Raw genomic sequence first — 26,248 nt, forward strand, 5'->3', positions numbered from 1 at the left:
TCGGCCGGTTTGATTTTTGTTAAGTCGCGCAGCCGGGCGGCTTGCTAGGGCTTGGAAAACACCAAGGAGAGCAGCCATGCCCGCAATCATCACCCGCGTGTTTGGTGAAGGGTTTCGTGTATTCTTTCTGTCCGCCGGCCTCTATGGCCTCTTTGTCGGAGTGGTTTGGGGGCTGTGGCTGACGGTGCCATATGCAGTGCCGGATTATGGCATGGCCCCGCCCATGTGGCACGCGCATGAGATGATCTTCGGCTATGCAACAGCCGCGCTGGGCGGGTTCTTTCTGACCGCAGTGCCAAATTGGACCGGCGCACCAGATGCGCGTGCGCAGTTCATAACGTTGGCCGCCGGATTGTGGTTGGCTGGTCGGATGGCGATGTGGTTTTCGGGGATGCTGCCTGCGGCGCTTGTGGCGGTGGTCGACCTGGCCTTTGTACCGATTCTGGCGGCCAAGATTGCAACCCAGCTCATCCGGAGGCCGAAACCTCAGAACATGCTCTTTCTGCTGTTGCTCAGCTTTATCTGGATTGCTGATCTGTTCACGCATCTTGAATGGACGGGGATAACAGATGACACATTGCATACCGGGCTGCGCGCGGGGTTGCTGGCGCTCTGCGCGATGATTGCCATTCTTGGCGGACGGATCACCCCGGCCTTTACCCGAAACGCCATGAGACGCGCGGGCGTTCCCGAGGCGGACTGGCCAATATCTGTGCCAATTCTGGACAAATCAGCGATGGCGGTTGCCCTGACCCTGCCACCAATCGTTCTGGTGCTGGGGTCAGGTGCTGTGGCTGGATCGATGGCGCTGGTTCTAGGGGTGGCGCAGGTTTCGCGAATGGCCCGCTGGCGCGCGGGCTGGGCTGCGCGGGAGCCGATCCTATTGGCACTGTATCTTGGGCTTGCAATGCTGGCGCTGGGACTGATCCTCTGGGGGCTGTCAGTGCTGGGTTTCGGAAACGAGATCGCAGCCCTACACATCCTGGGCATCGGATGCGTCGGCGGCATGACCCTAGCGGTCATGAGCCGCGCCGCGCTTGGCCACAGTGGTCGCGCGCTGGTGGCACCCGGCCCAATGGCGGTGGCCTATGGTCTGATGGCGGTGGCGGCCCTGTCGCGGTGGATTGGGGCAGATCTGAATGCAGGTTACATGGTTGCGATGCTGCTGTCGGACGGGTTGTGGGTCAGCGCCTTTGCGCTTTTCCTGATCGCGATGTGGCCCGCGCTGACGGGTCCCAAGGTGCAACGGTCAGCGTGATTTCATTTCCTTTTGCAAGTCTTGACTTTCGTTAAGGATATACCGTGCCCATCCCGTCATTTTAGCCAGACTAGCTAATCTGCGCAAAGGAGAGCGCAATGCGAGAAGTCATGACCAAGAGCATGGCACGCAATATATTCTATGGCGGGTCACTGTTCTTTATCCTCATCTTTCTGGCTCTGTCGGCCCATTCTCACTGGTATATCGTGAACTCTGAGAACGCAGCAAAGCTCGATGAAAGTGTTATCAGGGGCAAGCACGTCTGGGAAAAACACGCCTGCATCAACTGTCATACCATCCTTGGCGAAGGTGCATACTTTGCACCAGAGGTTGGCAATGTGATGACACGTTGGGGCGTGCTGGACGACCCGGAATCGGCCTTTGAAGCCCTCAAAGGCTGGATGGAGGCGCAGCCGACAGACATTCCCGGTCGTCGTCAGATGCCCAATTTCAACCTCAGCGACGAAGACATCCGTGATCTGACCAACTTCTTGATCTGGACGGACAATATCGACGCTCAGGACTGGCCGCCCAACGAGGCGGGCTGAGAAGGGAACGGAGCAATGAAATACGAATCCCAAAAAATCGCCTATGCCTACTTTGCGGTGGCAATGGCCCTGTTCGCGATACAGGTTCTAGGCGGCCTTCTGGCCGGCTTTATCTATGTATCACCCAATTTCCTGAGCGAGCTTTTGCCGTTCAACATCGTGCGGATGCTGCACACCAACTCGCTGATCGTGTGGCTGATCCTCGGGTTCTTTGGTGCGGCCTATTTTCTGATCCCGGAAGAGGCCGAGCGTGAGATCCATTCGCCCATGCTGGCCTATCTGCAGCTGATCATTCTGGTGGTCGGTACACTGGGCGTGGTCTTGACCTATACGTTCAACCTGTTTGAAGGCAACTGGCTGCTGGGCAAAGAAGGGCGCGAGTTCCTAGAGCAACCCAAATGGGTCAAGGCCGGCATCGTCGTGGCCGCACTGATCTTCCTGTACAACGTGTCGATGACCGTTCTGAAAGGCAAGAAGACCGCGATCACCAACATCTTGTTGCTGGGTCTTTGGGGTCTGGCGCTGCTGTTCCTGTTTGCCTTTTACAACCCGGGCAACCTGTCCTTGGATAAGCAATACTGGTGGTATGTTGTCCACCTGTGGGTCGAAGGTGTCTGGGAACTGATCATGGCCTCGATCCTGGCCTATCTGATGCTGAAGCTGACCGGGGTAGACCGTGAGGTTGTCGAGAAATGGCTCTATGTCATTGTCGCCGCCGCGTTGTTTTCGGGTATCCTTGGTACAGGTCACCACTACTATTGGATAGGCACACCAGGGTACTGGCAGTGGATCGGCTCGATCTTCTCAAGCCTCGAAGTGATCCCCTTCTTTGCGATGATGGCCTTTGCCTTTGTGATGGTCTGGAAGGGCCGTCGGGACCACCCGAACAAAGCGGCGCTGCTGTGGTCGCTGGGCTGTGCCACATTGGCCTTCTTCGGTGCCGGTGTCTGGGGCTTCCTGCACACGCTGCATGGGGTGAACTACTATACCCACGGTACGCAGATCACTGCGGCTCACGGTCACCTAGCTTTCTATGGAGCGTATGTCTGCCTCAACCTGGCAATCTTCAGCTATGCAATGCCGATCCTGAAGAACCGTGATCCTTATAATCAGGTTCTGAACATGGGCAGCTTCTGGCTGATGTCCAGCGGTATGGTTTTCATGACCTTTGTGCTGACCTTTGCTGGAACAGTGCAGACGCACATGCAGCGGGTGGTCGGAGACTACTTCATGGATGTGCAGGATCAGGTCGCGATCTTCTATTGGATGCGCCTTGGCTCTGGCATCGTCGTGGTCTTGGGTGCGCTGCTGTTCATCTACTCGATCTGGGTTCCCCGGAAAGAGATCATTGAAGCCGGCGCGGCCGAAACCCCAGCGGAGTGATGGATATGGATGGCTCCATGAAACTGAGAACGGGGGCGGCTGACGCCCCCTTCTACCTGCCACAGGGTGATGAATGTGACGTGTTCGCTGCTGCCTATACCAACAACCTGCCGGTCCTGCTGAAAGGCCCGACAGGTTGCGGCAAGACCCGGTTTGTGGCGCATATGGCCGCCAGCCTTGGCCGCCCGCTTTACACAGTGGCCTGTCACGATGACCTTGCCGCTGCGGACCTGATCGGGCGCTACCTGCTGAAAGGCGGGGAAACGATCTGGGTCGATGGGCCCCTGACCCGCGCGGTGCGCGAAGGCGCGATCTGCTATCTGGATGAAGTGGTCGAGGCGCGCAAGGACGTGACCGTCGTGCTGCACCCGCTGACTGACGACAGGCGCATCCTACCGATCGACCGCACCGGTGAGGAGCTTGTGGCCGCGCCCGGTTTCATGCTGGTCGCCTCATATAACCCGGGATATCAGAATATCCTGAAAACCTTGAAACCCTCGACCCGGCAGCGGTTCATCTCACTGGAGTTCGACTTTCCGTCGCCCGAGATGGAGGCAAAGGTGGTCGCTAAAGAAAGCGGGCTGGCGCTGGAACGCTGCAAACCGCTGATCCGCTTGGCAGGTAAACTGCGCGGGCTCAGGGGGCAGGATCTTGAAGAGGGCGTTTCCACCCGTCTGGTCGTCTATGCCGCCACGCTGATCGCGCAGGGCATGTCCACCGACCGCGCGATCCTTGCCGCCATGATCGAACCTCTGACAGATGACGAGGACATCAAACGCGGGCTCCTCGATCTTGTCACGGCTGTCTTTGGGTGAGGCCGGCCGATGCTCAGGATCGATTTTGAGCCATGGGAACCCGAAGAAACGATCGGGAAACTGTGGCACTCCCTTGCCAGCCGTCTCGATGCACCCCAGGTGCATGTTGGAGCCGCGGTCGACCTTTCTGAGGTCGCGGGGCGGCTGGCAGTCCTTTTTCGCGGGCTTGGGGGCAGCCCGGGCGTTGAATTGCGCCCGGTCTCGCCCGAGGTTTCACACCATCGCCTAAGCTGGCGCCGTCGGTTGGGTACCGAAGTTGAACTGATGCCGCGCGCTTCGTTCGATGGCGAAGTGCTGCGCCTCCCGGACCGTCTGGCGGTGTTTCCCGCGCGCGAGGCGAACGGAGCGCTGTATGTTTGGCTGGCCGCCGCAGCGGCCCATGCGGGAACCCGGATCGTCGAAGATGATCCGTTGCGCGCCGATCTGCACGCGCTGAGCGCCGCACAAACGATGGTTAATGCAACCTTGGACAACGCCCCCGGCTTGCGACCGCTTTACACCGAGCTTTGCAAAGGTGTTCTGCATGACCGCAACAAATCCGGCCTCCCGCCCGTGGAAACAGCGGTTGAAGAACTGATCCGCCATCGGCTGGGCGACCCCGCGTCTTTATCCCCGAAGGCCAGGCAATTCATGTCATTTGACGATGACCTGACTGCCCCACGCGGATATCAACATTTCCGCCCTGTCCCTCTGTGGCCGGAATTGCGCGCTGTTGGTTTTTCAGAGCATAACGATGTCGAAAACCCCGATACCGAAGGCCCGCCCGAGGAATCGGGTGAGAAAACCCACCGTGCCCGGCGGCGCAAATCCGACCAGGCTGAACGCAGTGACAGTTTCATCCTTCATAAATTCGAAGCGATCCTCAGCTGGGCCGAGTTTCTGAACATCAACCGTCGCATTGATGACGATGATCCCGACAATGCCAAAAAGGCCGCCGATGATCAGGATGAGATCGGTTTGGGCCAGATTTCCAAGGCGCCGCCGACCAAGCTGAAATTGCATCTGGACCTGGCACCCGAGGATGTGAATCGCGAACGTCTGTCGGGCCGTATTCTCTATCCGGAATGGGACGTGCGCACCGGGCAATACCTGCCCGATCACGTCAACGTTCTAACCTCGGACGCCGATATTCGTGAGGATGCCGCCGAGTTTGGAAAAGACCCCGCCACCGCCCGCCGTATCCGCGCCGTCAAACGCCAGTTCGAAGCGCTGCGCCCGGGCCGCGTGATGACCCGAGGCCATCTGGACGGCGATCAACTGGACATAGAAGCCGCCGTTCGGGCGCAGGTTGACCGCTGTGCCAACGGTGAAGGTACCGAACGCATCTGGCAACAATCCCGCCCCGAGGCACGCGATCTGGCGGTTTCCATCCTGCTGGATGTCAGCCGCTCGACCGAAAGTGCCGTGACTGGCCGCGCCGTGATCGACATCGAACGCGAGGCGCTGGCAGCGCTGGCCTGGGGCCTGAACGCCTGTGGTGACGATTTCGCCATTCACGCCTTCAGTTCACTGAAACGACAGCGGGTCTATGTGCAACGCTGCAAACGGTTTGATGAGGTGATGGGCAGCCAGGTTGAACAGCGCATCGCATCGTTACGCCCGGGGCACTATACAAGGCTGGGTGCCGCGATCCGCCATTGCTCGGCAGATCTGGCCACCCAAACGCGTAAGCGCCGGTTGTTACTGGTGATCACCGATGGCAAACCCAATGATCTTGATCACTACGAAGGCCGCCACGGAATCGAAGACACCCACATGGCCGTGCGCGAGGCGCGCCGGGCCGGGCAATCGGTCTTTGGCGTCACCATCGACAAGACAGGTAAAAGCTGGTTCCCGCGGATGTTCGGGCAGGGCGGCTTTGCCGTCATCCCGGACCCGCATCGCCTGACCATGGCGCTGCCGCAAATCTACCGCCAACTGGTCGGCGCATGAGCGACGCGTCCCTTATCGACGAGTTGCCCGGCGAATTACTGATGTGGGTTCTGATCATTTCGGAGCTGCTGGTCTTTGGCGCGGGCCTGATCGCTTTCATGGGCGTGCGCCTGACCGATCCGGCGGGCTTTGCCGAGGCGCAATCGCATCTGCACCGCACCGGAGCCGCGCTGAACACTGCGGTTCTGGTCACCTCTGGCTATCTGGCCGCGCAAGCCTTGCATTGGCGGCAGATTGCGCGTCGGACTGCTGCCCGCCTGGCGCTAATCGCAGCTGCCGCGCTGGGCGTTGTATTCCTGATTATCAAAGGCGTGGAATACGCGGACAAGGCTGCACAAGGAATTACCTACGAGACCCATCCGTTCTTCCTGTTCTACTATCTGCTCACCGGCTTCCACGCGGCACATGTGTTGGCTGGGGTTGTTATCCTGCTGCTGGTCGCCTGGCGGGACAATCCCCGCAATATCGAGGCCGGCGCCCAGTTTTGGCACATGGTCGATCTCGTCTGGATCATGCTGTTCCCCGTGATCTACCTGCTGGGATGACGGGCATGACCCAAACCTCACCGGATCAAAACAGCTCCCGCTGGATGCTCTCAAACCCGCTCACCCGCGCATGGCTCAGCCTGTTGGTTCTGAGCACCGCTTCGGCCCTGCTGACGATACTCCCCCTGTCCTCACCGGTGTTGAGCGCAGGCATTTTGATCCTGGCCCTGTCCAAAGCCCGCATTATCCTTGCACGATATCTGGACCTGACGCACAGCCCGGCCTGGCTGAGCGGTTTCACCAATGTACTGACCGGATTTGCGATGGTGATCTTCGGCCTCTCACTGTTTTGACATGAAAAAAGCCGCCCCCGTGGGGCGGCAGTTCTCCAAGTGCGGGGACGCCTCGGCTATTGTGCGGCCATCGGCATTCTCGCGATCTGACACCGTTGCCACAGGGCCGATAAGGCACCGACCAGATGATCGATATCTTCGTTTGTATGAACCGGAGAGGGGGTAATTCTCAGGCGTTCGGTGCCTTTGGGAACGGTCGGATAGTTGATCGGCTGAATATAGATCCCGAATTCTTCCAGCAGCGTATCCGAGATGAATTTGCATTTCACCGGGTCACCTACCATCACCGGGATGATGTGGCTGGGATTGGGCAAATGCGGGATGCCTTCGGCGTCCAGTTTGGCGCGCACCTGCGCAACGCGGGTTTTCTGCAGATCACGCTCGGTATTGGATTGTTTGAGGTGTCGGATCGAGGCGGCAGCGCCTGCTGCTATTGCGGGTGGGAGGGCGGTGGTAAATATGAACCCGCTGGCAAAGCTGCGGACAAAGTCACACAAGGCAGCGGATGCCGCGATGTAACCTCCAACCACGCCGAAGGCCTTGCCCAGCGTCCCTTCTATGACGGTCAGGCGATCCATCAACCCTTCGCGTTCGGCGATGCCACCACCGCGCGAGCCATAAAGGCCAACGGCGTGGACCTCATCCAGATAGGTCATCGCACCATATCTATCTGCCAGGTCGCAAATCTCTTTGATCGGAGCGATGTCCCCATCCATCGAATAGACAGATTCGAAGGCGATCATCTTGGGCGCATCTGGATCGGCTGCGGCCAGCTTTGCCTCGAGGTCCGCCAGATCATTGTGCTTCCAGATCACTTTTTGTGCCCGCGAATGGCGGATGCCTTCAATCATGGAGGCATGGTTCAAAGCGTCCGAGAATACGATCAGACCTGGGATCTTCGCAGCCAGCGTCCCAAGTGCGGCCCAGTTCGACACATAGCCTGAGGTGAACAGAAGGGCGGCTTCTTTCCCGTGGAGGTCGGCCAGTTCCTGTTCCAGCAAAACGTGGTCATGTGTCGTGCCCGAGATATTGCGTGTGCCCCCTGCGCCCGCGCCGCAACGGTCGAGTGCATTGTGCATTGCCCCGACTACATCAGGATGCTGGCCCATTCCCAGATAGTCGTTGGAACACCAAATTCGTACGTCGCGCTGTAAAGCGCCGTCCGTCTGGCGTGCATTCGGGAACGCGCCACAGCGGCGCTGTAGATCAATGAAGATGCGGTAGTTGCCTTCGTCGCGCAGATGCTCAAGGCTTTGGCTGAAAAATCGCTCGTAGTCCATCTCGAACACTCCCGGGAATACTGGCTTTCCAGCAAGACTATGTGCCGGGCCCGCTACGCAACATGACAAATGTCAAGCCGCAGAAAGGAAAGGCTGGCTTGGAAGCCGAAGGTTTGGCATAGCCTTAAGAGGACGGACGTACTGATCGGGTACGCAACTAGAAAAGAGGGGAAAGCTTCGTGGCGCATGAGGCACTTAAAGCGATCGCCAAGCAGTCACTATTGCTCAAGAGCTTTCCCGAGCATCATATCGACACGCTGTTAAGTCACGCGATCTGGCGGAAATATGATCGCGGAGAGACGATTTTTCTACAGGAAGAAAAAGCCCAGGCCATTCATGTGGTTCTGTCGGGCTGGGTAAAGCTGTTTCGCATGTCCCCTACCGGTGCCGAAGCAGTTGTCAGCGTTTTCACCCGCGGCGAAAGCTTTGGCGAAGCGGTCGCCTTGCGTAACGTTCCCTATCCGGTTTCGGCCGAGGCAGTTTCGGCCTGTGAGATCATGCACATTCCAAGTCCGGTCCTTTTGTCCCTTATGCGAGAGGACCCGGAAATTGGGGTGTCAATTCTGGCAGCTACCTTTACCCATCTGCATTCTCTGGTCGCCCAGCTTGAGCAGCTTAAGGCCCAGACCGGCGCACAGCGGGTGGCAGAATTTCTTGTGACTCTCTGCGAAGCCGAGATGGGGGACTGCGTTGTCGAGCTGCCCTATGACAAGATGTTGATTGCCGGGCGGCTGGGCATGAAGCCCGAAAGCCTGAGCCGCGCCTTTTCCCGGCTAAAGCCGTTTGGCGTTAAAATTGACCGGACACATGCCCTGCTCTCGGACATTCAAGTACTGCGAGACTATGCAGAAAGTGACCCCTCCGAAAAGTGACCGAATTTATTGGCCGGTGCTTTGCCGGGTGCGCCAAAGAGCCCCGAGAACGTGCTTCTTTATTCAGGCTAGGACATGCGCATCGATCCCGTGAACACGATTCCCTGTTTCCGGATAAGGGCCTTGTGCAACGTCAGGTAATCCAGAACTCCAAAACAAGCTGGTTTTGGTGCTTGCTGGGTCCACGCAGCTGAGGTGATATGCCGTCAAGTTCCAGTCGGCATCTTCCGTCTGTACTTAGGGTTGAAATCGAATGGGAAACTCTAACCTTTAGGGGCTTCTTCGATGTCAAAAATCCGTTCAACGACTATCTATTCGGAACCGGCATTCTGACAGCGCTGATTACCGCTTTCCTGTCGATAGTCACTTCTTTTGCGACTTCGACGGACGAAGATTGTCTCAACATCTTTGCCCACAAGCGGGATGTTTTGTTTACGGTTCTAGAGTTGACCGAAGCTGAGCGGCTGCCTGAAACCAACACCTTTATCCAGCATAGTTTTGGCGGATCCAAATTTGCAGCACGCGATGATAAGCATGTGAGCACCGAATACGAACAGCATGGTGCAAAGGCTTATATCCAGGGACCCGTGTTTACCACCGGGTCAGCGCATCTTCGTCTTCGTCCTTGGCCGAAACCCACTCCGCACCAGCGGTGGTGATTTCTTTCTTCCAGAAGGGGGCGCGGGATTTTAGGTAGTCCATCAGATATTCGGCCGCCTCGAACGCATCCTTGCGATGCGGTGCGGCAGTGGCCACCATCATGATCCGATCCCCCGGAGCGAGCCTGCCATGCCGATGGATCACCAGCACATTGCCCAGCGACCAGCGGTCCATTGCTTCTTGCGCAATCTGGGTCAAGGCCCGTTCCGTCATGCCCGGATAATGCTCAATCTCCATCACGTCCAAATCGCCCGTGGCCAGATCACGCACAACACCGGTAAAGGTCACGATTGCGCCATTTGCAGCATCGCCCGCCGCAAAGTCATTTGCCTCGGTACCTAGGTCAAACGGGTCTTCCTGCACCACGATGCGCATGACCTCAGCCACCTGTCATTGGTGGGAAAAAGGCAACCTCACGAACGCCCGCCAACGGGGCGTCAAAATCCGACAATTCCTGATCCAGCGCAACACGTAAGGCCGACAGATCCGCAAAGGCCGCTGCATAGCGATCCTCGCGCGCGCTAAGTTCTGCGACCAGATCGGATACGGTGGCGGCCTCGGTTTCAACCCGTTCTTTCGGCAGGCCAATCCGTTCGCGGACCCATGCGAAATACAGCACATCCATCCCTTAGTTCTCCTTCAGGTGTGGCATGGCTTTACGTAGGTAGTCATAGCCGGTGATCAATGTCAGCGCTGCTGCGATCCACAGCAGCCACAGGCCGATCCGACTGGACCAGAACATCCCTTCAAGATGCCAGCGCAGGCCGTTCAGGTCGTCTTCTTGCCCGGTCAGAATCTGGTCGATCAGCGTTGGGTCCATGCCGAAGCTGGCCATCACAAAGTAATGCTCGAAGATGCCCTGTGAAAACAAGACGGCTATCGCCACCATCTGGGCCGTGGTTTTCCATTTGGCAAGTTTGGTAACTTTCAGCGTCCCAGCCGTATCACCCAGATATTCGCGCAGGCCTGACACAAAGACCTCTCGAAACAGGATCACAGTGGCAGGCAGGACCAGCCACGGCGTCCAGTGTTCGGCCGAATACCCGACCAAGATCATCAGCGCGATCACCACCATCGCCTTATCGGCAATCGGGTCCAGCATGGCGCCAATTTTTGTTTCCTGCTTCCACGCTCGTGCCAGATAGCCATCGAACCAGTCGGTTAAGGCGGCTGTCAGAAACAGGATCAACGCGAACCAGTCGGCATAGGGCCGGGTGAAATATAAAAACATCACGGCCAGCCCCGGGGCTGCCAGCAGACGCAGGACGGTCAGAATATTGGGTAGGTTCCACTTCATGCAGCGGACCCTACATCGCTAAAATCCAACAGAAAAGATAGACAGTCAAAAAACCGTACTTGTCCCATGAACTTGGTCAAAGCGCCGCAGGCAGGGCGTGGTGCGTCCATGCCCCTTGGAGTTTGTTCTTTTTGCGGTCAGGTTCACCGCACGTATCCGGGACAGAAGGCACATCATGACAGCTCATATACAAACCGATGCCCGGTCAAATCTGACCGGCAGCCTGTGGATGATCGCCGCAATGGCGGGGTTTGCGCTGGAAGACGCGCTGTTGAAAGCGGCTTCGGGTGCCGTACCGATCTGGCAGGTGATGGTTCTGTTCGGGGTGGGTGGGGCGCTGGTCTTTGCGGCGGTTGCACTGGCGCGCGGCACGCAACTGTTTCAGCCGGATGTCCTGTCGCGCCCGATGAAAGTGCGCGTGCTCTTCGAGGTATTCGGACGGTTATTCTATGTCTTGGCCATTGTGTTGACGCCTTTGTCCTCAGCTACTGTGATTTTGCAGGCCACTCCGTTGGTCGTTGTCGCTGGCGCTGCGCTGATCTTTGGTGAAACAGTTGGCTGGCGACGGTGGAGCGCGATTCTGATCGGTCTGATTGGCGTTGTAGTCATCCTGCAACCGACCGGAGACAGCTTTTCGGCGCTGTCCATTCTGGCGGTGCTGGGCATGTTGGGCTTTGCCGGTCGCGATCTGGCCAGCCGCGCAGCCCCGGCGACACTGGGGACCGAGGTTTTGGGCTTTTACGGCTTCCTCAGCATCATCGTTGCCGGTTTGGCCTATCGCCTGTGGGAGGACGTGCCAATCGTCCCGCTCGATCTGTACAACGGTCTGTTTCTGACCGGTGCGGTGCTTATGGGTGTGATGGCATATGCCTCACTTATGAAGGCGATGCGGATCGGAGAGGTCTCGGCCGTGACGCCGTTCCGCTATACGCGTCTGCTGTTCGGTATCGGTCTGGGCGTGTTCCTGTTCGGCGAGCAACTAGACCAGACTATGTGGATCGGCAGCGCGCTGATTGTGGCCTCGGGGCTGTACATCCTGTGGCGCGGGCGGCGGGCCTAGCCCTTGTCGTGGAAGAAATCATAGACCTTTTGCGCCAAGCCGGCCGAAATCCCTTCGACCGCTTTCAGATCGGCCAGGTTGGCCCGGCCAACTGCTTTGGCGCTGCCGAAATGAGCCAACAGGGCACGTTTGCGCGCGGCCCCCACGCCGGGGATTTCATCCAGCGGTGTGGCCCCCACGGCCTTGGCACGCTTGGCTCGATGGGTGCCGATGGCAAACCGGTGGGCCTCGTCTCTTAGGCGCTGAATGAAATAGAGCACCGGGTCGTTGCGTTTCAGTGCAAAGGGCCTTTGGCCGGTGCGGTGAAATTCTTCCTTACCATGGTCGCGATCAACGCCTTTGGCGACACCTATCATGGGGATCTCCTCGACCCCGTGCTGCGCCATAATCTCATGGACGGCGCTCACTTGCCCGGCGCCACCGTCAATCAGCAGCAGATCGGGCCACATTCCCTTGTCACGGTCGGGGTCTTCTTTTTGCAGGCGGGTAAAGCGGCGGGTCAGCACCTCTTTCATCATGCCAAAGTCGTCACCGGGGGTCAGGTCATCTCCACGAATGTTGAACTTGCGATAGGCATTTTTCATGAAACCTTCGGGGCCGGCCACGATCATGCCGCCCACGGCATTTGTTCCTTGAATATGGGAGTTGTCGTAGACTTCGATCCGGTTTGGCGGGGCATCCAGATCAAATGCCTCGGCGATCCCGCGCAACAGTTTGGCCTGGGTGGCACTTTCCGACATCCGCCGGGCCAGGGATTCACGCGCGTTGCGTATGGCCCCTGCGACAAGTTCTTGTTTCTCACCACGCTGGGGCACAAGGATTTCCACCTTGCGACCTGCTTTTTCTGTCAGCGCCTCTTGCATCAGGTCGGCGTTTTCAATGGCATCTGACAGGATCAACCGACGGGGTGGTTCCTTGTTGTCGTAGAACTGACCCAGAAACGCCTCCATCACCTCGGCGGCTGACACATCTGCCCCGACGCGGGGATAGAAGTCTTTGTTGCCCCAGTTCTGGTTGGCGCGGATGAAGAACACCTGAACGCAAGCCTGCCCACTGTCCATATACAGGCCGATTACATCCGCCTCGGCCACACCGCGCGGGTTAATGCCTTGCGAGGTCTGCACCTGCGTCAGCGCCCGGATGCGATCGCGCAGGCCAGCGGCGCGTTCAAACTCCATCGCCTCAGACGCGGCCATCATCTGTTCGGCCAGCTCCTCTTGCACTTTGGTCGACCGGCCTGACAGGAATCGTTCCGCATCCTTGACGCTTTCACGGTAATCCTGATCCGAGATCAACCCGACACAAGGCCCGGAACACCGCTTGATCTGATAGAGCAGGCAGGGACGGGTGCGGCTTTCGAACATCGAGTCAGAACAGTTGCGCAGCAGGAAGGCCTTTTGCAGCTGGTTCAGGGTTCGGTTCACGGCACCCGCGCTGGCGAAGGGGCCGAAATACGCGCCCTTTTCCTTTTTTGCTCCCCGATGCTTTTTGATCTGTGGAAAGACATGGTCCTTTGCCACCAGAATATTGGGAAAGCTTTTGTCGTCGCGCAGCAGCACGTTGTATTTCGGTTTGAGCTGCTTGATCAGGTTCTGTTCAAGCAGCAGCGCCTCGGTCTCGGTCCGGGTCGTCAGGAACATCATCGAGGCCGTGGCCGCAATCATCCGCTCGATCCGGCCAGAGTGTCCCGGTCTTGTATAGTTCGACACCCGTGCCTTCAGATTGCGCGCCTTGCCGACGTAGAGAACCCGGCTGTCCGCATCCAGCATCCTGTACACGCCAGGTGAACTGTCGAGCGTTTTCGCATATCGCTGGATGCAGGCGTATCCTGTCGACTGGGCCGTCGAATGGGCGTCATTCTGAGAGCTGTTGGTGTCGTCTTGAGAGGTCATGGCCAAAATATGTGATTCTTTGACCATGGCTGCAATCTTGAGCGCTTCAGATCAAGGGAAAACAAATCCACGTATTCTGTGGATAACTGTGCAGATAACTTTTGTGGGGCTTGAATTTTCCCTTGTTTCATTAAGGATTCCTTGATTTGCTTAAAAAATAGGCACATATGTAATCTATTGAATTTAAACAGTAAAAATTTCTACACATGACAAGTGTATGAAAAAAAAGACATTTTTGTAACGGATTGATAACAGAAATGAGAGCGGTGCAAAACTTCCAGCACCAAACGTTATTCCACGCCCAGAACATCCGGTGTCTGCCATCCCAAATGCTGTCCGCCATCCACGCAGAGAATCTGGCCGGTGACCGCATGAGCATCCAGGAAATACCCAAGTGCAGCGGTGATGTCAGAGGGGTTTGACCCACGTTCCAGAATGGTGTTGGCGCGCTGTGCTTTGAAGTGATCTTCGGATTGCCTGTGACCCTGCATCGTCGGTCCCGGTCCGATGGCATTGACGCGGATCGCCGGGGTTAGCGCCTGAGCTGCAGTACGGGTCAACGCCCATAGCCCCATTTTGGCTACGGTGTAGGACATGAATTCGGGCGTCAGTTTGCGGACTCGCATGTCGACCATATTTACGATCAGGCCCGTTGCCAGCGGCTCTCCTGCATCATCGGTTTCAGGTTCCAGACCCTGTTCAGCCATCGCCTGAGTCAAAACGAATGGCGCCCGCAGGTTGCTGTTCATGTGGCGGTCCCAGCTTTGCCGGGTGGCCGTGTGGATGTTGTCGTATTCAAATATCGAAGCGTTGTTGACCAGGCAGGTAATGGGTCCGCCCAGCGCCTCGGATGCGCGTGGCAGCAGGGCAGCCACGCTTGCTTCTTCTAACAGGTCGGCCTGCAGAGCTACCGCATTGCGGCCTAGGGCCCTGATTTCAGCGACAACCTTAGATGCCTCTTGTTCAGAGGAGGCGTAATGGACCGCCACGTCGTACCCACGCCCGGCCAGATAAAGGGCCATTGCCCTACCAAGGCGAATTCCGGCACCGGTAACTAGGGCTCGGGTCATGCGGCCTCTCTTTGTGTCACACCAACAAGGAAATAACGTAAACCGCGTAAAGACTTGTCAACAGAATTCCCCATCCGCGGGTGATATCCCGTTTGAAAAATACAAAGGGGACCAAAAGGAGTGATGCGCCCAGCATGACCCAAAGATCAAATCGCAGGAATTCTGGATCAACAGGAATGCGCCCAAACAGGGTTGCAATGCCGACGATGGCCAACAGATTGAACATGTTGGACCCGATAACATTGCCCAATGCGACATCGGCTTGTCGGCGCAGTGCAGCCATAACAGTGGTCGCCAGTTCCGGCAGAGAAGTTCCCACCGCTATAAGTGTCAGTCCGATTACAGTCTCGCTGACGCCGTAAGTGCGGGCAATGATTGTAGCGTTGTCGACCAGAAGATGTGCGCCCATCGGCAGGCCTATCAGTCCGAGCACCAGGTAGACTGAAATCTTCCAATAGGGCATGTCTGGATCGGCTTCTTCCAGGCCATCAAAATCGTCATCCTCGGCGCAGGCTTTGCCACAGGCCTTGCGATGGGCATGGGCTTCTCGGAAGGCGGTCCATAGAACAAAGCTGAGAGCAGCCAGCAAAATCGCGCCGCTGAACAGGTTGAACACGCCGCAGAAGGCAAGGCCGATGAACAGAACGGTTGCCAGCAACATGAACACATAGTTCTTGCGGCTGTCACATTCGCTGGTGTGCAACGTGGCAAGCAGCGCAGGCAGGCCCAGCACCAGCAGGATATTGGCCGTGTTCGACCCCACAACGTTACCCAGGGCGATGCCCGGTGCGTTTTCCTTAATTGCACTGATTGCAATCAGAAGTTCTGGCGCCGAGGTGCCGAATGCCACGATCGTCAAACTAACGATCAACGCCGGTACTCCAATCCGCAGGCTGAGGTTTACGGCACCGCGTACCAGCGCATCCCCCGCCAGCAACAGGATCAACAAACCGAGACCGGATAACAGCCATGCCGTCATGCGCGGCCTCCTTTTTCGCAGGCACAGGGACCTTTGCCGATCCTGAACCGATGACAGCGCGGGCATCTTGCGGATTGCAGTTTTTTCTGCCCCGGGAACCGCAGTTTGCCGAACATTGCCAGGACGCCCATGGCAATCAAAAAGAGGGTCACGATCTTGATAATCACGTTACAAACCGAAACGTGCGTATGCGGCACGCTCCTCAAGTCCGGCAACCGCGTCCTGTGCCAAGGAGGCGCCGAACCGTGACCAGAATGGCTTGCGCAGCCCGTAACGGCGGAATTTTACTTTATCGCCAAACCGGTCCTGCATTTTGGGTTTGAGATGAGCGATGCCGTCGATCAGGCCAAGTTCATGCGCGCGGCGTGCCAGCCAGACTTCGCCAGTGAACAGATCAGCACCCGTTTCAAGCTTTGCCCCGCGTCGTGCTTTGACATGAGCAGTGAAGTTTTCGTGGATATCGCGTAGCAGGCCTTCAAGCCTTGCGACATCTTCGGGTTTTTCCGGGGCAAAGGGATCCAACATGGATTTCGAATGGCCCGCCGTGTGCACTCGCCGTTCGAAACCCTGCCTCTCAAGGAAAAGATGTGCGCCGAACCCCGAAGAGATCACGCCAATCGAACCCAGTACCGAACTGTCATCGGCGTAAATCTCATCAGCTGCCGCTGCCAACCAATAGCCACCCGAAGCTGCCACATCCTCGACAAATGCGAAGACGGGAACATCCAATTCCTTCGACAGACGCTGAATGCGCGCACCGATCAATGAACTTTGGACCGGGGATCCGCCGGGCGAGTTGACCTCAAGCGCGACGGCGGCAGGTTTGCCTTTGCGAAATGCTTTTTCGAGAACCGGTGCCAGAGTTGTGTCAGACATCGACCCGCGCCCGGACATGCCGATTGCACCCGACAAGCGCACGACCGAAACGGTTGGCTGTTTTTTGAGAAACGGCAGGCTGACCTTCATGGGTGCCGATGTAGAGTGCGCCCACGCGGTAAACAAGGGAGCGGCTGACCGTTATCGGTCGCGTGAACGTATTTACTGAAGGTGATGGGCAAAAATGCAACGCCGTGCATGGCCTAACTCCGGATGCGCCAGCCAGTTTTGAAGATCCATCCGATGATGCCCAGACACACGCCGGTAAACGCCAGTATGGCCAAAAGGCTGAACATGATCGGCACATCGGCCAGGCCGTAAAACGACCAGCGAAAGCCCGAGATCAGATAGACGACCGGGTTGAACAGGGTGATGGTCTGCCACAGCGGGGGCAGCATCGAAATCGAATAAAAGGTACCGCCCAGAAAGATCAGCGGTGTCACCACGAGTTGCGGAACCAAAGACATCTGCTCGAAATTGCTGGCCCAGATGCCGATGATGAAGCCCAGCAAGGAAAAGCTGAGGCAGGTCAGGACCAGAAATGTCACCATGGCAAGCGGGTGTTCAATACGCAAATCCACAAAGAATGCAGAGGTCACAAGGATCACGACACCCACAAACAGCGACTTTGTCGCCGCTGCTCCGACATAGCCGATGACGATCTCGATGAAATTCACCGGCGCCGAAAGAAGCTCATATATCGTTCCCAGAAACTTTGGGAAATAGATCCCGAAAGAGGCGTTCGAGATCGACAGCGTCACAACAGATAACATGACCAGCCCCGGAACGATGAACGCACCATAGGATACGCCTTCGACCTCTTGTATCCGGCTGCCAATCGCCGTGCCAAAGACAACGAAATACAGCGATGTCGACAGGACCGGAGATATGAAGCTTTGCGCAAGGGTGCGGAAGAACCGGGCCATTTCGAACCGGTAGATGGCAGTAATGGCGGACCAGTTCATGTGGCTTCTCCCGACACCATATTGACAAAGATCTCTTCAAGGCTGGACTGACGCGTTTGTACATCGCGTAGAATCAGTCCGGCCTCGGCCACATCGTTCAACAGGGTGGTGATGCCAGTGCGGTCGGCGTTTGTGTCGTAGGTATAAACCAGCGCGTCACCCTTGCCATTCAGTTTGAGATTGTGTGCGGCCAGACTGTCGGGGACGGTTTGAATGGGCTGGGTCAGCATGACTTCGATCTGCTTCTTTCCCATCTGCGCCATCAAAGTGTCCTTGTCCTGAACCAGTAGCAGTTCACCCTTGTCGATGACACCGACACGGTCGGCAATGGCCTCGGCCTCTTCGATGTAGTGGGTGGTTAGAATGATGGTGACACCGGCCTGCTTCAACTCGGCCACGATTTCCCACATGTCTTTGCGCAGTTCGACATCAACACCTGCGGTCGGCTCGTCCAGAAACAGAACACGTGGCTCGTGTGCCAGCGCTTTTGCGATCAGAACCCGACGTTTCATACCGCCCGATAGTTCTTTGATTGCGTTTTTGCGTTTTTCCCACAAAGACAATTTTCGCAGAATTTCTTCGATACGTGCGTTGTTCTGCCCAAGCCCGAACAGCCCGCGCGACAATCGCACAGTGTTCCAGACCTTTTCAAAGGGTTCGAGCGCGATTTCCTGCGGAACCAAACCGATCATCCGGCGGGCTGCGCGAAAATCAGTCTGGATATCGTGGCCGCCGACGGTCACGTTTCCTGAGGTTGGCGTCGTTATTCCACACACCGTCGAAATCAGCGTGGTCTTGCCTGCACCGTTGGGACCCAGAAGAGCCAGGATTTCTCCCTGCTCGATGTCCAGAGACACGCCCTTTAGCGCCTCAAAACCTCCGGCATAGGACTTTCGCAAATCCCTGATGGACAGAATTGTTGTCATGCGCCTCCCCCGTTCTGGCGGCGACACTACCCTGCGAGTTAGCCACAGAACAGGCCCAATTCACACATTTTGCTCAGCTTTCCAAAAGGCCGTCCCAGTCCGGGCTTGCATTTCCTGGCTGGCCTCGAAACCCTGCGCGGGCAGGAGGACTGGTATGTTAAGTGGAATTCGGATCATCGAAATCGAGGGCTTGGGCCCCGGTCCCTTTGCCGCCATGCTGTTGGCCGATCTTGGTGCAGATGTGATCACCATCCACCGCAAGGGGCAGGCCGCGACTCCGGGCATGCCCGAACAGTCAGTTCTGGATCGGGGCAAGCGGTCGATCAGCCTGAACCTCAAAGACCCGGCCGATCTGGATGTGGCCCGGCGCCTGATCGCCACGGCTGATGCACTGATCGAAGGGTTTCGACCCGGTGTGATGGAAAAGCTGGGCCTTGGCCCTGATATCTGTCGCGATCTGAACCCAAAGCTGATTTATGGCCGTATGACGGGTTGGGGACAGGACGGCCCCTTGTCCAAGAATGCCGGGCACGATCTGAACTATATCGCACTGTCCGGGGCGCTTTGGTATGCGTCGCAACCGGACCAACCGCCGCAAACCCCGGCCACTTTGGTGGGTGATATCGGTGGCGGTGCCATGTATCTGGTCGCGGGCATTCTGGCCGGATTGCTGAATGCGGCACGCACAGGAAAGGGCAAGGTCGTGGACGCCGCTATTTATGACGGCTCGGCCCATATGATGAACCTGCTGATGAGCCTGCGCCAAACCGGAAACCTGTCAGATACTCGCGGACACAGCCTTCTGGACGGTCCCCATTGGAGCCGAACCTATGCCTGCTCTGATGGTGGATTTGTGGCGGTGCAGTGCCTGGAGCCGAAATTCTATGCCGAGTTCCTGCAGATATTGGACCTGTCTGGCGATCCCGAATTTCGGCAGCAATATGATGCTTCCACCTGGTCCGCGCTGACCCGGCGACTGGCTGAAATCTTTGCTGGCAAACCACGTGATCATTGGGCGGCGCTGTTTGCAGCAAGTGACGCCTGTGTTGCACCGGTGCTCAACCCGTCCGAGGCGCAGAACCATGCCATGAACACTGCACGCCAGACCTGGCTTGCCCCCGACGGTATGCTACAGGCCGCCGCCGCGCCGCGGTTTTCCGAGCGGGAGTGGAAGCCCAGACCCAGCCCGCGCCGCGGAGATCATACACAAGACATACTGGCCGAGCTGGACGCCCGACCCAAAGCCTAGCGGTTGCGCACTGCGTCGATCATACGCTGAACATTGTCGGGATCGGCATCGGGCGTGATGCCATGACCCAGATTGAAGATATGCGGCCCTTTGGAGAATGCATCGACAATCCGCCGGGTCTCGTCCACCAGCGCTTGACCGCCGGTCACCATATGCGACGACGCCAGATTGCCCTGTACGCAACCATCCACCTGGACATGCTCGGCGCCCCATTCCGGCGAGACCGAATTGTCCAGCGCGACGCAATCAACCCCCGTGGTTTTGGCGAACCCGATATAGCCATCTCCGGCCTCTCGCGGGAATCCGATCACCGGGATGCCGGGGTGACGTTCCTTGATGGCCTGGGTGATTACGCGGCACGGCTCGACCGCATATTTGCGGAACGCCTCACCCTTCAGCGATCCGGCCCAGCTGTCGAATATCTTGACTACCTCGGCGCCGGCCTCGATCTGGGCTGAAAGATATTCGATCGTGGCCAGCGTGATCCGGTCCAGCAGCGCTTCGAACAGCGCAGTATTCCCCTCGCGCAGCGCATGGGCGGGGCCTTGATCCGGGGTGCCGCGTCCGGCGATCATGTAGGTCGCCACTGTCCACGGCGCGCCAGCAAAACCGATCAAGGTTGTCTCGGATGGCAATTCCCGTGACAGGATGCGCACTGTCTCATAGACTGGCGAGAGTGTTTCGTGGATATCCTCGACCGATTTCAGCGCATCGAACTCGGATTGCTGCGTGATGGTCGACAAACGCGGGCCTTCACCGGTGACAAACCAAAGGTCCGCACCCAGCGCCTGTGGTACCAGCAGGATATCCGCAAACAGGATAGCTGCATCGAACCCATAGCGACGGATCGGCTGCAATGTGACCTCGGCCGCAAGCTCGGGATTGTAGCACAGAGACAGGAAATCCCCGGCCTGCGCGCGCGTTGCACGATATTCTGGCAGATACCGCCCGGCCTGGCGCATCATCCAGATCGGAGGCACATCCTGCACCTGTCCTGCCAATGCCCGCAGCAGTTTCTTTGTTTCGGCCATCTGTGCCCCCAATCGTCTGGTTTGTGGCAACGGGTCTTCCTTCGGCGGCAATTTGTCAAGCTCTGCCCCCATTGTCAGGGCAATGTGACGCGACTAAAGCTGTGTCCATGACATTGACCCTGCCTTCACCCGCCTCACCGCTGAAAATCGGCACCCGTGGTTCGCCCCTGGCGCTGGCGCAAGCCTATGAAACCCGGCAGCGGTTAGGCACAGCCTTTGATCTGCCCGAAGATGCATTCGAAATCGTGGTGATCAAGACCACCGGCGACAATCGCGCGATGATCGACGCCGACCGCCCGCTGAAAGAGATCGGCAACAAAGGCCTGTTCACCAAGGAAATCGAAGAAGCGATGCTGCGAGGTGATATCGACATCGCTGTGCATTCGACCAAGGACATGCCGGTCGAACAGCCCGCGGGTCTTGTGTTGGACACGTTCCTGCCGCGCGAAGATGTGCGCGACGCTTTTATTTCGCCCAGCCTGAACTCTATTCATGACCTGCCCAATGGCGCGGTGGTTGGCACCTCGTCTTTGCGCCGCCGGGCTCAGCTGTTGAACCGGCGCCCTGACCTGAATGTGGTCGAGTTCCGAGGCAACGTGCAAACGCGCCTGAAGAAACTGACCGATGGCGTAGCGGATTGCACGTTTCTGGCGATGGCAGGTATCCGGCGCCTGAATATGGACGACGTTCCCGCAACTGCTATCTCGCCCGAGGATATGCTGCCCGCTATTGCACAAGGTACAATCGGTATCGAACGCCGCAGTGACGATCCCCGTGCTGCAGGGATGTTGGAGGCAATTCATCATAGCGAAACCGGGTATCGACTTTTGGCCGAGCGCGCCTTGCTGGCCGCGCTTGACGGGTCCTGCGAGACTCCGATTGCCGGGCTGGCTGATATCAGCGGTGGCATTCTGCGCCTGCGCGGAGAAGTCCTGCGCCCGGACGGGTCTGATTCTATCGCCGAAGACGCCACTGGCGTGATTGGTGATGGTGCAGAAATGGCGCGCGCAATGGCCGAAAAACTACTGACAAAGGCCGGCCCCGGGTTCTTTGATTGGAAGAATTGAAGAAAAATTTATTTAATGTGAACTAGTTCACTGTCGCGCTTCCAAAGATCAGGCATTAAGGATGCACACCGATTGAGAAATCGGGTTGGTCTCGAAGAAGTCGAAAGTTTTTGTTAGTCTGTCCATTTTTAAGTGGTATTCGAGGGGGCGAGACCAAACCCCGACATTCAGTCAGTAAGGGCCGCTGTCTCATTAAGACGGCGGCCCGTTTACTTTTGGGTGTCTTAAATCGCCGCGACGTCTTGAACCGCTTGCACAATCGCAGCCCGCTGGTGAAGCGATGTCAGTACATATAATTGCCTGGCTTCAAGACTGGATGCGCGGGGCAGTGGAATGATCCTCGTGCCAAGGGGCTAGAAAATTCGTCACATTTTCTTAACCGGCGTAAAGTGCAAGCGTTGATAGTACCTGTAAGAGGCGTAGAGTGCATCAGCGCACCGCTTCATTGTGACGATTACCGGAGACCAAGATGGCCGATACTTTCGACGAAGATCTGTTCCTCAGAGGGCTGGAGCAACGCAAAAGCACCCTGGGCGCGGAATATGTTGAGAAAAACCTGGCCGCCGCCGACGATTTTACCCGACCGTTTCAAGAGGCAATGACCGCTTGGTGCTGGGGTTTCGGCTGGGGCGACGATGTGATTGACGCCAAGACCCGGTCAATGATGAACCTGTCCATGATCGGCGCGCTGGGCAAGATGCACGAATGGGAACTCCACTGTCGCGGCGCCATCAGCAACGGCGTCAGCAAAGAAGAAATCCGGGCCATTATTCACGTGATCGGCATCTATTGTGGCGTGCCGCAGGCGCTGGAATGCTTTCGTGTCGCGCGCAAGGTTCTGGACGAGGCAGAAACAACCTCTGAGACATGATCATGAATTGAACTGTGCCCAAGCTGCATCAAGCTGAGGGGATTTTCGGGCCCGGTTTGGCAGGTGTCTGAAACACACAACGGCGCCCCATATTTGCGGGTGTCGCAAGTTGCCGATTCCTCTAGTTCTCTTAGTCCGCGTTGTTGATCCGGCCGCGTAATTCTTCGGCCTCCTGCCGCGCAGCGCGCAACCCGTCCATGGCAGCGCCCAGTTCCGCCTCGGTCTGGGTGAGCTGATTGGTTAGCTCGGCCTCGCGCTGTTGCAGATAGGTGATGGCCTGATCGCGGGTTTCTTCGGCCTCATGCAATTCCTGGCTCATGCGATCCAGATCGGCGACGTCGCTTTGGCGAACACGAGACAGACGATGGGCCAGCCAGTTGGCGAACCACCCCATGCAGAAGGCTGCGAACAGGATGATGGCGGTGGCAATGATGAATTCTATTCTGTTCAACTTACTGATCCTCTGCGCCGGTATCTGCGGCGTCTTCTGGCGTCTCTGTCTCGGCCTCCAGCGCCTCAAGCCCGGTCTCGGAATTGGCAATGGGCTCGGGCCGGATCAGGCGGAATTCAATGCGACGGTTTTCTTCTCGGCCAGCCTCGGTATCGTTGTCTGCGATCGGTTCCGTTTCGCCATATCCCACGGCCGAATAGCTTGAGGTCGGAATGCGGCGTCCGCGCAGCTCGTTCAGGATCGACTGAGCCCGCGCCTGGCTAAGCTGCTGGTTCATCTCTTCGCGGCCCTGACTGTCTGTATGGCCTTGAATTTCGATCCGGATGGGGCCGCATTCGCGCAGAATCTCGGCGATCTGATTCACTGTATCGCGAGAATCCGCGGCAACCGTGGCCGATCCCGGTTCGAATGCGATTTTGCTGCTGGCCTGAACTTCGGCAAGCTGGTCTTCGCACAGCTCCGGGTCGGGCAGGCTATCTGCGGGTTTCGGCGGCTCTTGATAGGTGATCGAAAGGGTGAAACCTTTGGCATCCCCAAGCTTTTCCGACAGCAATCCGGCGATACGGGCTTTGGCGTCCGGGTCGTAGCTGACCCCGCTGAGAGAAACGTCGTCAGGGGTAACAGTCAGAGCGCCGTTATGCAGCAGAGACAACGCTTCCAGCCCCGCCAGAACACGCACCGGCCAGTCAGCGGGTAAGTCGGAGGCGATGCGGGTGGCGGTATAAACCTGTTCCGATCCAAATGCCGCGCGGGCAAAACTGTCGGCCATGTCGCGCGATGTCTCATTGCTCAGACGACCGCGCATTTGGACCAGCCCTTCGGGGCTGCGCGTGGTCGAGAACTCGGGGGGGCCGGTGGAGTCGTCGGTTTCGGCTTTGGGCAGGACGGCGTGCAGGGCGAAAACCTCGGGCAGCGCATTTTCCAGCTCGCCCACCACACGGTCAAAGACCCCAGCCTCTGTTCCCTGCGCCGCCACCAGCGTGATATCCGCATCCGAAATCGTGACCGAACCCTGACCAATCTCGGACAGGGCGCGAATGCTGAGCGTTGCCGCTTCGGGCCAACGGGGTGAGGGCACGCCCAAACCGATTGTACAGTTAAACGGGCCGGCAAGGCCTGCCTCTTTGGCAGCAGCGACGATGGCATCCCGCGCTTTTTCATTCTGGGCCGAGCAGGCATCGAACTGGCCGCCGTTGGCATCAATCAGGTAGCGCAGTGTAAAGGGGGTGATTACGGGGCGCGGAGCCGAGATCGACAACCCGATTCGCAAACTGGGAGGTGCTGCGCGGGTCAGGCTCTGTTCCAGTCGTTCTTTTTCCCGCAGGCTGTCTGCAATGGCGGTGATTTTCACCAAACCGGGGCTGGCCGATATTTTGGCGCGCGGCAGGCGGGTCAACGCTTCGAGCGCATAGTTCAACGCGTCGTCCCAGCCTTCGGGTATAGGGTAATCCGCCGTTTCCATCAGGTCCGAAACGGTGTCGCCGTCCATCCGGCGCAACCTTTCGATCAGCTCGCTGCGGTCTTGGCTTGCGGGTATCAGACCAATAATCGAAATACCGCTGTCGTTTCGCAAAATTTCAGCGGAAAAGCGCGGTGCTGCCAGTTGCCGGGTGGGGGCGACCTGCATGTCGTCAATAACGCGTGAGGTATCAACCTCGGTCCCGGCTGCGGTCAGCGCATTGAACCGCGTTGCTTCGTCAATGGCTGTGCCGGTCAGGACAACGCGCAGGCCATCGGATTCGACTTCGGCCCAGTCATGCCCTTTTAGGTCAAGCGCACGCCGCACGGCGAGTTCCGACGCTTCTTCGACTTTGGTTACCGCATATCCTGCCGCCACAAGCGACAGGCTGGCCGAAACGAGGAATATCAGGGAGGCAGCTAGGAAATAGGGCAGGCGCATGTGCGGGCAGACGACTCCTGAAGTTATTGAGCAGGACTCTTACAGAGGCCCGCGCCGAGGTGCAATCAGAGCAGCACAGCAATGCAAAGGAAGATCAGCGGAATAAGGCCGGTGTCACGATTGGCGCGGAAAAGTTGCAGTAATTTGGCGTTGTCTTCAGTGTCCAGCCCACGCAGTTGCCACGTCATGTGCCATCCCATCGCCCAAGGTCCGGCAAGTGCAACGAACATGGCTGTAATTGGGGCCTGCCGCGTCATGGTGTCTATAATGGCCAGCGCCATTAGGGATACAGTGGCGACCAGGAAATACTTTAACCAATGCGCAGTATTTGTCCCGAACAGGCGGGCGGTGGATTTGATACCGATCAGCTCGTCATCCTCGGCGTCCTGATGCGCATAGATCGTGTCGTAGAACAGCGTCCAGGCGATGCCGGCCAGGTACAGAGTGATAGCCGGGCCGCCGACCGTTCCGGTATGCGCGGCCCAGGTCAGCAGGATGCCCCAGTTGAAGGCCAGTCCCAGAAATACCTGTGGCCACCAGGTGAACCTTTTGGCGAAGGGGTAGACAGCGACGGGCAACAGGGACAGCACGCCCATGGCGATGGCGGCCTGGTTGAAGCTCAGCAGAACCAACAATGCCAGCAGGCATTGCAGCACCATCCAGATCGCGGCCTGCCGAACACTGACCTGCCCAGAAGGGATCGGGCGCGACCGGGTCCGTTCCACTTTTGCATCAAAGTCGCGGTCCGAAATGTCATTCCAAGTGCAGCCCGCGCCGCGCATCAAAAAGGCACCGATGGCACAACCGATGGCGATCCAGAGGTCCTCCCACCGCGGGGTGCCGTCGCTGAGGATGGCCAGCGCCAGCCCCCACCAGCAGGGGATCAGCAGCAGCCATGTGCCGATAGGCCGATCGGCCCGGCTCAGCCGCAGGTAAGGGCGCGAGAATTCCGGCGCATAGGTGTCGACCCAGTTGCCGCTGACCGCATCAGCGACCTGACCGTCTGGTGTTGGCGCATTGCCTTGCAT

At 57.9% G+C, this 26,248-nt stretch carries 26 protein-coding genes; 12 read left to right on the forward strand and 14 right to left on the reverse strand.

Annotated features, from left to right (window positions below; translation table 11 throughout):
• Window positions 1–76 precede the first annotated feature (76 nt).
• The 7 genes from AC2FJW_RS09625 (at window position 77) to AC2FJW_RS09655 (ending at window position 6,774) form a co-directional block, all read left to right on the forward strand.
• Window positions 77–1,258: an NnrS family protein gene (locus AC2FJW_RS09625; protein WP_496749962.1), complete on the forward strand. Its 1,182-nt coding sequence runs from the start codon at window positions 77–79 to the stop codon at window positions 1,256–1,258.
• Window positions 1,259–1,356: 98 nt separating this feature from the next.
• Entirely contained in the window at window positions 1,357–1,806 is a 450-nt protein-coding gene (locus AC2FJW_RS09630; RefSeq protein ID WP_142635251.1) for a c-type cytochrome, read from the forward strand.
• 15 nt (window positions 1,807–1,821) lie between these two features.
• The gene (locus AC2FJW_RS09635) at window positions 1,822–3,189 is read left to right on the forward strand and encodes a cbb3-type cytochrome c oxidase subunit I (protein ID WP_496676741.1); all 1,368 of its coding nucleotides are present in this window, start codon (window positions 1,822–1,824) and stop codon (window positions 3,187–3,189) included.
• A 5-nt stretch (window positions 3,190–3,194) separates the two neighbouring features.
• Window positions 3,195–4,004: a CbbQ/NirQ/NorQ/GpvN family protein gene (locus AC2FJW_RS09640; RefSeq protein WP_416383916.1), complete on the forward strand. Its 810-nt coding sequence runs from the start codon at window positions 3,195–3,197 to the stop codon at window positions 4,002–4,004.
• A gap of 9 nt (window positions 4,005–4,013) precedes the next feature.
• On the forward strand, window positions 4,014–5,936 hold the full coding sequence (locus AC2FJW_RS09645) for a nitric oxide reductase activation protein NorD (RefSeq protein ID WP_496749963.1): 1,923 nt from the start codon (window positions 4,014–4,016) through the stop codon (window positions 5,934–5,936).
• On the forward strand, window positions 5,933–6,481 hold the full coding sequence (locus tag AC2FJW_RS09650) for a cytochrome c oxidase subunit 3 (protein ID WP_281972614.1): 549 nt from the start codon (window positions 5,933–5,935) through the stop codon (window positions 6,479–6,481). The genes AC2FJW_RS09645 and AC2FJW_RS09650 overlap by 4 nt, the downstream gene beginning before the upstream one ends.
• A 5-nt stretch (window positions 6,482–6,486) precedes the next feature.
• A complete protein-coding gene (locus AC2FJW_RS09655) occupies window positions 6,487–6,774 on the forward strand; it encodes a cytochrome C oxidase subunit IV family protein (protein ID WP_496749964.1) in 288 nt (95 codons plus the stop codon).
• 56 nt (window positions 6,775–6,830) lie between these two features.
• On the opposite strand, the gene hemA is transcribed toward AC2FJW_RS09655, so the two are convergent.
• Window positions 6,831–8,054, reverse strand: a complete 1,224-nt coding sequence (hemA, locus tag AC2FJW_RS09660; protein ID WP_496749965.1) for a 5-aminolevulinate synthase — start codon at window positions 8,052–8,054, stop codon at window positions 6,831–6,833.
• Between the two features lie 179 nt (window positions 8,055–8,233).
• On the opposite strand from hemA, the gene AC2FJW_RS09665 reads away from it, so the two are divergent.
• Entirely contained in the window at window positions 8,234–8,926 is a 693-nt protein-coding gene (locus AC2FJW_RS09665) for a Crp/Fnr family transcriptional regulator (protein ID WP_496749966.1), read from the forward strand.
• 591 nt (window positions 8,927–9,517) lie between these two features.
• Here the strand turns inward: AC2FJW_RS09665 and AC2FJW_RS09670 are convergent.
• The 3 genes from AC2FJW_RS09670 to pgsA are packed head-to-tail and all read right to left on the reverse strand — an operon-like array spanning window position 9,518 to window position 10,883.
• Window positions 9,518–9,961 carry a molybdenum cofactor biosynthesis protein MoaE gene (locus AC2FJW_RS09670; protein WP_281995277.1) on the reverse strand — a complete coding sequence of 148 codons (444 nt, stop codon included), beginning with the start codon at window positions 9,959–9,961 and terminating at the stop codon, window positions 9,518–9,520.
• 4 nt (window positions 9,962–9,965) lie between these two features.
• Window positions 9,966–10,211, reverse strand: coding sequence for a molybdopterin converting factor subunit 1 (moaD, locus tag AC2FJW_RS09675; protein ID WP_142635267.1), 246 nt, complete (start codon window positions 10,209–10,211; stop codon window positions 9,966–9,968).
• 3 nt (window positions 10,212–10,214) lie between these two features.
• Window positions 10,215–10,883 carry a CDP-diacylglycerol--glycerol-3-phosphate 3-phosphatidyltransferase gene (gene pgsA, locus AC2FJW_RS09680; protein WP_142635269.1) on the reverse strand — a complete coding sequence of 223 codons (669 nt, stop codon included), beginning with the start codon at window positions 10,881–10,883 and terminating at the stop codon, window positions 10,215–10,217.
• Between the two features lie 175 nt (window positions 10,884–11,058).
• On the opposite strand from pgsA, the gene AC2FJW_RS09685 reads away from it, so the two are divergent.
• The gene (locus tag AC2FJW_RS09685) at window positions 11,059–11,943 is read left to right on the forward strand and encodes a DMT family transporter (protein WP_281995276.1); all 885 of its coding nucleotides are present in this window, start codon (window positions 11,059–11,061) and stop codon (window positions 11,941–11,943) included.
• Here AC2FJW_RS09685 and uvrC read toward each other — a convergent pair.
• The 6 genes from uvrC to AC2FJW_RS09715 all read right to left on the reverse strand — a co-directional run bounded on the left by uvrC (window position 11,940) and on the right by AC2FJW_RS09715 (window position 18,651).
• Window positions 11,940–13,835, reverse strand: a complete 1,896-nt coding sequence (gene uvrC, locus AC2FJW_RS09690) for an excinuclease ABC subunit UvrC (RefSeq protein ID WP_496749967.1) — start codon at window positions 13,833–13,835, stop codon at window positions 11,940–11,942. The genes AC2FJW_RS09685 and uvrC overlap by 4 nt on opposite strands.
• A 290-nt stretch (window positions 13,836–14,125) precedes the next feature.
• Complete coding sequence (locus AC2FJW_RS09695; RefSeq protein ID WP_271948592.1) at window positions 14,126–14,905, reverse strand: SDR family oxidoreductase; 780 nt, start codon at window positions 14,903–14,905, stop codon at window positions 14,126–14,128.
• 16 nt (window positions 14,906–14,921) lie between these two features.
• Window positions 14,922–15,884 (reverse strand): calcium/sodium antiporter, encoded by a 963-nt coding sequence (locus tag AC2FJW_RS09700; RefSeq protein WP_142635277.1) that lies wholly within the window; start codon window positions 15,882–15,884, stop codon window positions 14,922–14,924.
• A gap of 168 nt (window positions 15,885–16,052) precedes the next feature.
• Complete coding sequence (locus AC2FJW_RS09705; protein ID WP_142635281.1) at window positions 16,053–16,850, reverse strand: S49 family peptidase; 798 nt, start codon at window positions 16,848–16,850, stop codon at window positions 16,053–16,055.
• Window positions 16,851–16,963: 113 nt separating this feature from the next.
• Window positions 16,964–17,725 carry an ABC transporter permease gene (locus AC2FJW_RS09710; RefSeq protein ID WP_271948588.1) on the reverse strand — a complete coding sequence of 254 codons (762 nt, stop codon included), beginning with the start codon at window positions 17,723–17,725 and terminating at the stop codon, window positions 16,964–16,966.
• Window positions 17,722–18,651, reverse strand: coding sequence for an ABC transporter ATP-binding protein (locus AC2FJW_RS09715; protein ID WP_496696542.1), 930 nt, complete (start codon window positions 18,649–18,651; stop codon window positions 17,722–17,724). The genes AC2FJW_RS09710 and AC2FJW_RS09715 overlap by 4 nt, the downstream gene beginning before the upstream one ends.
• Before the next feature lie 154 nt (window positions 18,652–18,805).
• Here AC2FJW_RS09715 and AC2FJW_RS09720 point away from each other — a divergent pair, with 154 nt between their 5' ends.
• Complete coding sequence (locus tag AC2FJW_RS09720; RefSeq protein WP_496749968.1) at window positions 18,806–19,900, forward strand: CaiB/BaiF CoA transferase family protein; 1,095 nt, start codon at window positions 18,806–18,808, stop codon at window positions 19,898–19,900.
• Here AC2FJW_RS09720 and hemE read toward each other — a convergent pair.
• Window positions 19,897–20,931: a uroporphyrinogen decarboxylase gene (gene hemE, locus AC2FJW_RS09725; RefSeq protein ID WP_142635288.1), complete on the reverse strand. Its 1,035-nt coding sequence runs from the start codon at window positions 20,929–20,931 to the stop codon at window positions 19,897–19,899. The two genes, AC2FJW_RS09720 and hemE, sit on opposite strands and share 4 nt — an antisense overlap.
• A 107-nt stretch (window positions 20,932–21,038) precedes the next feature.
• Between hemE and hemC the strand changes: the two genes are divergently transcribed.
• Both hemC and AC2FJW_RS09735 read left to right on the forward strand, forming a co-directional pair.
• Window positions 21,039–21,998 (forward strand): hydroxymethylbilane synthase, encoded by a 960-nt coding sequence (hemC, locus tag AC2FJW_RS09730; protein WP_271948580.1) that lies wholly within the window; start codon window positions 21,039–21,041, stop codon window positions 21,996–21,998.
• A 469-nt stretch (window positions 21,999–22,467) separates the two neighbouring features.
• Entirely contained in the window at window positions 22,468–22,869 is a 402-nt protein-coding gene (locus tag AC2FJW_RS09735; protein ID WP_496749969.1) for a carboxymuconolactone decarboxylase family protein, read from the forward strand.
• A gap of 130 nt (window positions 22,870–22,999) precedes the next feature.
• Here the strand turns inward: AC2FJW_RS09735 and AC2FJW_RS09740 are convergent, their stop codons facing one another.
• From AC2FJW_RS09740 to ubiA, 3 genes are all read right to left on the reverse strand, one after another.
• Window positions 23,000–23,320 (reverse strand): hypothetical protein, encoded by a 321-nt coding sequence (locus tag AC2FJW_RS09740; protein WP_142635291.1) that lies wholly within the window; start codon window positions 23,318–23,320, stop codon window positions 23,000–23,002.
• Window position 23,321: 1 nt separating this feature from the next.
• Entirely contained in the window at window positions 23,322–25,220 is a 1,899-nt protein-coding gene (locus tag AC2FJW_RS09745) for an OmpA family protein (protein WP_496696535.1), read from the reverse strand.
• A 65-nt stretch (window positions 25,221–25,285) separates the two neighbouring features.
• Window positions 25,286–26,248, reverse strand: coding sequence for a 4-hydroxybenzoate octaprenyltransferase (gene ubiA, locus AC2FJW_RS09750; protein ID WP_496691859.1), 963 nt, complete (start codon window positions 26,246–26,248; stop codon window positions 25,286–25,288).

The organism is Ruegeria sp. CDSA020 (assembly GCF_059612345.1).